The 1,114-nt window shown below is 54.6% G+C and carries 2 protein-coding genes; both read left to right on the top strand.

Translation table 11 applies throughout. The features are described 5' to 3' along the window. Nucleotides 1–559 (top strand): transporter substrate-binding domain-containing protein (locus tag AC1DRJ_RS28970; protein WP_477805150.1); only part of this gene is annotated, 559 nt, incomplete at its 5' end. Then, the coding region (locus AC1DRJ_RS28965; RefSeq protein ID WP_477805149.1) for an ABC transporter permease subunit at nucleotides 556–1,114 on the top strand (559 nt) is incomplete at its 3' end. The genes AC1DRJ_RS28970 and AC1DRJ_RS28965, both read left to right, overlap by 4 nt.

Raw genomic sequence — 1,114 nt, 5'->3', positions numbered from 1 at the left:
CTGGAGCGGGCGCTACGACATCTGTGTGTGCTCGATGACCCCAAGTAAGGCCCGTGCCGAAGTGTTCGATTTCCCGGTCGAGTATTACCAGTCACCCGCGGTGATTGTGGTGAACGCGAAGGATAAAGACATCACGGCTGGCAAAGACTTGTCGGGCAAAAAAGTCGGTGTGATCAGCGCGTCGACTTATGAAGCCTACTTGAACAAGGATCTTGTGATCGAGGGTGCCGAGGACAAGCCTTTGAGTTTCCCGTTCGACAATGTCCAGGTGGCGCCCTACGACAATGAAACCGTGGCGTTCCAGGATTTGGCACTGGGTACAGGTGTGCGACTTGACGCCATGGTCACCAACCTCATCACTGCCCGCGAGCGTATTGCCCAGGATCCTCGCTTTAAAATCGCGGGCGACTCGCTATATGCCGAGCCAAACGTCGTGGCGATTGAGAAGGGCGATCCGCAATGGAATGCCAAGGTCACCGAGGTCATTACCCAACTCAAGACTGACGGGACGTTAAGCAAGATTTCGCAGAAGTGGATCGGTGCCGATATCAGCCAATGACAGCCCTGAACCCACACCCAGCCAAGGCGACTGTTGCCCCGCAAACCGAGAAACGTCGTTTCAACCAGTTATTTGGTTTTCGTACTCGCCTGTATTTGACATGGGTGACGCTGTTTGGCTTGTGCGTCATGTTTTTCATGAGCTTCGATCTGAAGTTCTCGATCATTCTGGATAAATGGCCGAACCTGGTCGGATTGCATCTGGGGCCAAACGGTTTCCTGCAAGGTGCAGCGCTGACGTTGTTTCTATGCTTTTGTTCGATCTGGCTTTCATTGCTCCTCGGCTTCGTGACGGCGCTTGCGCGTCTGTCACGCAGTGCCGTGGCTTTTGGTATTGCCAGCTTCTATGCCTCTTTTTTTCGCGGCACGCCGCTGCTGATTCAAATTTTGCTGATCTACCTGGGTTTACCACAGCTGGGTGTGGTACCTGGCGCCATCAGCGCCGGGATCATCGCGCTCTCGCTCAATTATGGTGCTTATCTCAGCGAGATTTTTCGTGCCGGCATCATGGCGGTAGCACCCGGGCAGCGCGAAGCGGCGATGGCTCTGGGTCTAA

Source organism: Pseudomonas sp. P5_B2, assembly GCF_056400445.1.
The sequence above is the reverse complement of the archived record's forward strand: the minus strand, read 5'-3'. Positions and strand labels throughout refer to the sequence as shown.